At 39.2% G+C, this 5023-nt stretch carries 6 protein-coding genes; 5 read left to right on the top strand and 1 reads right to left on the bottom strand.

Annotated elements, in window-relative coordinates:
• Positions 1 to 237 precede the first annotated feature (237 nt).
• The 5 genes from DW657_RS16585 to DW657_RS16565 all read left to right on the top strand — a co-directional run bounded on the left by DW657_RS16585 (position 238) and on the right by DW657_RS16565 (position 4395).
• A complete protein-coding gene (locus DW657_RS16585; RefSeq protein WP_118313478.1) occupies positions 238 to 1200 on the top strand; it encodes a CfxA family broad-spectrum class A beta-lactamase in 963 nt (320 codons plus the stop codon).
• A gap of 122 nt (positions 1201 to 1322) precedes the next feature.
• Complete coding sequence (locus tag DW657_RS16580) at positions 1323 to 1490, top strand: hypothetical protein (RefSeq protein WP_233522346.1); 168 nt, start codon at positions 1323 to 1325, stop codon at positions 1488 to 1490.
• A gap of 89 nt (positions 1491 to 1579) precedes the next feature.
• Complete coding sequence (locus DW657_RS16575) at positions 1580 to 2428, top strand: AraC family transcriptional regulator (protein ID WP_088528396.1); 849 nt, start codon at positions 1580 to 1582, stop codon at positions 2426 to 2428.
• A gap of 96 nt (positions 2429 to 2524) precedes the next feature.
• Positions 2525 to 3883 (top strand): MATE family efflux transporter, encoded by a 1359-nt coding sequence (locus DW657_RS16570; protein ID WP_117664262.1) that lies wholly within the window; start codon positions 2525 to 2527, stop codon positions 3881 to 3883.
• Positions 3884 to 3990: 107 nt separating this feature from the next.
• Positions 3991 to 4395, top strand: a complete 405-nt coding sequence (locus tag DW657_RS16565) for a topoisomerase DNA-binding C4 zinc finger domain-containing protein (protein WP_117664258.1) — start codon at positions 3991 to 3993, stop codon at positions 4393 to 4395.
• Between the two features lie 58 nt (positions 4396 to 4453).
• On the opposite strand, the gene DW657_RS16560 is transcribed toward DW657_RS16565, so the two are convergent.
• Positions 4454 to 5023: hypothetical protein (locus DW657_RS16560; RefSeq protein ID WP_118313477.1), on the bottom strand; the 570-nt coding region annotated here is incomplete at its 5' end.

The raw sequence follows: 5023 nt of genomic DNA, 5'->3' as shown, positions 1-5023 counted from the left end.
CTATGGTTTGAGCTAAAAGAGCATCAAATTGCTCCATAATAGAAAAAATTCCTCCAAAAGGAGTGAGTTTCTCAGATTTTATTTGTATCTTTGCCATGTCATATTAGAGTTTTGCTTGTCTTCTTTTCGCAACACTAAGGTAAGTGAAAATTCTGACATGGCAAAATCCTGGGCAACTTTTTGTTGCTCAGGCACTTATAAATAATGTTAAACTATAGTGTTGCGGAATTAAGAAACATGAAAAAAAACAGAAAAAAGCAAATCGTAGTTTTGTGTATAGCTTTAGTTTGCATCTTCATCTTGGTGTTCTCATTGTCCCATAAATCAGCTACAAAAGGTAGCGCGAATCCTCCATTAACAGATGTTTTGACTGATAGCATTTCTCAGATTGTCTCGGCTTGTCCTGGTGAAATTGGTGTGGCGGTTATTATTAATAACACAGATACGGTTAGTGTTAATAATAAAAGCATTTATCCTATGATGAGTGTATTTAAGGTTCATCAGGCATTAGCTCTTTGCAATGATTTTGACAAAAAAGGCCTTTCCCTTGATACCTTGGTAAAGATAAATAGGGAAAAACTTGATCCAAAGACATGGAGCCCTATGATGAAAGATTATTCAGCACCAGTTATATCGTTGACAGTAAGAGATCTGTTGCGCTATACTCTTTCCCAGAGCGACAATAATGCAAGCAATATCATGTTTAAGAATATGCTCAATACTGCACAAACAGACAGTTTTATAGCGAAACTCATACCACGTTCGAGTTTTCAGATAGCTTATACAGAAGAGGAAATGTCCGCTGACCATGACAAAGCTTACTCTAATTACACATCTCCTCTTGGTGCTGCAATGTTGATGAATCGTTTGTTTACAGAAAGTCTTATCAGTAATGAGAAACAAGATTTCATTAAGAATGCATTGAAAGAATGTAAAACAGGTATAGATAGGATAGTAGCTCCACTTCTTGATAAAGAAGGGGTTGTAATAGCACATAAGACAGGTTCTGGTTCTGTCAATGAAAATGGTATTCTTGCAGCTCAGAATGATGTAGCCTATATATGTCTGCCTAATAAGGTCTGCTATACCTTAGCTGTATTTGTTAAGGATTTCAAGGGAAATGAATCACAAGCGTCACAATTTGTTGCGCATATATCAGCGGTAGTATATTCTTTATTAATCAATACTGCGTTAAATTAATATTTAATCGTCTGTAAATCAATAACTTATATTAAGAAATGCTTATGAAAACTTAACTGTAAAAAGTTGGTCAAGTCGCTGATTTTCAGTAACTTTGTAGATCACGACAAATACAATATTACATGAATACAGGACTTGACCAATATATGGATATCTTTAAAGATGCAGTTGAAGATTCAGCTGCAAAGATAACAAAAAGTTTCGAGAAAATACTCATCGAGGTGATAATTTTGTTCATGGTAATACCAAGAAAGATAAATTTCACCCAAATGGGGAGGTATGATAAGTGAAATTTCTGACATGGCAAAATCCTGAGCAACTTTTTGTTGCTCAGGGTATTATAAAAGTTAAAATTTATAGTGTTGCGGAATTAAGGTATATGTCTCGGTTACCCATCCATAGAAGTTCACAACTCTCAGATTTCGGAGTCTATCTGAAGACCGTCATCTCTCGGACATCGGCATCTTCAGACAGATACGCTTTTTCTCATACCGACGATTATTATTTCTTTGGCTTCATAGAGGGTGGGCAATGCTGTCTGAATATTGATTTCGAGGAATACACTTTCGGGAAAGGAAGTCTGGCTATCATTCTACCCGGGCAGGTGCATCGTATCATCGACGCTTCCAATCTTTCTGCAAAATTTCTGGTTATCGACTCGGTATTGGTGGATAAGGAGGAAAAACGAACGCTTGAGAGATACGGTCGCCCTCAAATACAACTATCCGACATATCGGAACAGAAACTATTATTATCACTTCTTGACTGCAAACTGAGTGGCATGGAAAATCCATCTGCCAAAGCAGTCGTTCAGCGACTGACCACCGTCATTGTAGGATTAGTCGTGGAGAACATTGTAAATGCAACGATAGCTCAATCCAAATTGCAGGGGACAGTGACCAGACACAAGGAAATAGTATGGGAATTTCGGGATTTGTTGGAAAGCAATATCCGAAGCAAACGTTCGCCATCATTCTATGCCGGGCGGCTGAACATTACCGTTGCCTACCTGAATGAAGCTGTAAATTCTGTTCTGGGGACAAGTGTGAGCCACCATATCCAAAACGAGATTATTTTGTTGGCTAAACGTCAATTGGTCTATACTACAGATTCCATCAAAGAGATTGCACATAGTTTAGGCTTTAACGATTACTCCTACTTCACACGGCTGTTTACCAAGGTTGCAGGCGTTTCTCCCACGCTCTTCAGAAGGACTTACCACGAATAGTGCTATCATTACCGTTGTCCGTCTATTGTGAAAGCTTGTATTTCACCGTACCTTTGCAGCGAACTTTATTCACTTAAAAAAATACGGATTATAATGATGAACAACGCTATGAATATTTTGCGAGAAGAAAGTATGATGAAAGCCCTGACAAAATTGGGGATACCTATTGTCATCGCAATGCTGATTATGGCAATATACAATGTGGTAGATACTTTTTGGGTTGCACGTCTTGGAACTCTTCCTGTCGCCGCTGTATCGGTTGTTTTCCCTATATCGTTGTTATTTCTTGGGATAGGACTGATGTTCGGTGTCGGAGGCGGAGTGTATATATCCCGTCTGTTGGGAGCGAAACAGGTTGTCAAGGCAAGTCAGGTCGCTTCCGTCTCAGTGATAACCTCTGTGATGTTGGCAGCTCTCATTGCCCTTGTGTGCAATGCGTTCCTGCCGGACATCCTACTTTTCATGGGAGCAAACGAGGAGATGATAAGTTTGGCAGAATCCTACGGCAGGCTTTTTATCATCAGTTGTGTCATAGGGACATTGAATGTGTCCATGTCCAATATCATTGTTTCACAAGGTGCGTCGAAGACATCAGCGTCGGCAATGATCATCGGCTCTATCGTTAATGTTGCATTAGACCCCTTGTTTATATACACTTTCAATTGGGGTGTGGAAGGTGCTGCATGGGCAACTATTCATTCAAGAATCATCACGACAGCTATTTACATCCGTTTCCTTACGAAAGCAGAGGTAAAAGTATCTCTTGCCTTGTTCGCTCCCACGATAAGAATATACGCAGACATCATTAAGATTGGTATCTCTATGCTCTTTTTGCAACTACTCCAGACCCTTTCCATCTGTTTGTTGCAGAAAGCCGCTGTGAAATATGGGGCAGAGGCTGTTGCGGCTGTGGGTATCGTCCTGAAAATCGTCACATTGGGAACAAACGTGGTCTTCGGATTTGTAAAAGGACTCCAACCTATGGCAGGCTATAACTACGGGGCAGGCAATTTTCAAAGATTAAGGGAAGCGGTGTGCTGTTCTCTGATACTCTCAACCTCGTTTTGTGTGCTCTGGAGTATTCTTATAGTCATTTTTACCTCTCCTATCATCAGTTGTTTCGGTAAAGACGAAACAATGCAGGAAATAGCAAGAATTGCGCTTAGAGCCAATACGATTATGTTCTTCACTTTCGGATTCCAATTTGTGTATTCCACACTATATATGGCAATCGGAAGAGCAAGGCAAAGTCTTCTGCTAAACATCGGACGGCAAGGTTTGTTTTTTATCCCTATAATATTGCTGCTTCCATCGTATTGGGAACTAAATGGAGTGCTTTATGCACAGCCTATTGCCGACGTCTTTGCAACTTTAATGACACTGTTCTTTGCTGTCCGAATTCATAAGGAGATAGGTCATAAATCACATCTCACAACAGAGAATCTGCAATGTTGAACCATAAAAGATATGATCCTCAAATCCGCAACCTATAGGGTTTAGTGGGATTTTGCTTGCAAAGCGTCAAAATTCATTTTATTGTACATATTTCTTGCACAACAGAAATGTCGCAGACACAAAATCCCCTTACCCCAGTAACCTCAATTCCGTTAATTCCGATTGTTGTTTTCAATAATTCAGCAGAGTTGAAAGTTCATGTCAGTAACCATATAGTTGTAAACAGATGTAATTTAAATTGGGCAATATCCCAATATCATGACATTATTCTAAATGCTACACAAGTAGATAGAATTGTCAATACTATTCAACGATATTACACAATAGCTGACAAGGAAGAAATAAGACAGCACGAACACAATGTTTACGACAGGCAATATAGAGCAAAGAGTTTAATAAGGCAAGGCGTTTGCCCGCAATGTGGTGGTCAGTTAGTTTTACGCAAAGGAAGATATGGCTCTTTTTATGGGTGTTCAAACTATCCTAAATGCAAGTTTACACTAAATAAATGAGAGGGGAATGTATTAAGTTTATTTCCCTCTCATTTAGTTTAGTTAGTTTCCAGAAACTTTATTTTGAGCTTTTCATAGCACGTTTTATGCGATTTGATTCTTGCAAAAGCTTATTGGCTATACTATCTTTATAAGTAGCCATTTCAACCATTTCATGATGATGGCGAATAGAATCCTCGTAGGCAGCAACACGATTTCTTACATCATCTATAACTTTCTCATCTCGGCAAACAGAAAAATGCTTTTCGAGGTATCGAACATTTGGGTCGTCAGATGGAAGAACCATCTTCAATGCCCGATATTTCAAGTCTGCTACCTCCCAAGCTTGATACTCTCGCCATTGGGTTAGATTGCCCCAAATGGATATGACAAGAGATAGAGCCAAGCCACCAATGAAAAGAAGAACATACTTTGATGTAGGCTCGAAGCGATGGGTGACAAGTTTCTTTTGAGGTGATTTGTTCATCACTTCAAGTTTATCTTGCAATGCCTTTGAGGAAACATCATTCCCTTGTATCATCTGCTTAACTGCATCAACCAAGAACTTGCTTCGCTGCTCATTTTTGCCAAGTTCAGCCTTAATAAGGTCTGCAAAAACGACAATGGCATCTCTTAATTTGGATATTTT

The organism is Prevotella sp. AM23-5, from assembly GCF_003473645.1.
GTDB lineage: Bacteria > Bacteroidota > Bacteroidia > Bacteroidales > Bacteroidaceae > Prevotella > Prevotella copri_A.
This window is presented reverse-complemented; position numbering and strand designations above follow the sequence as displayed.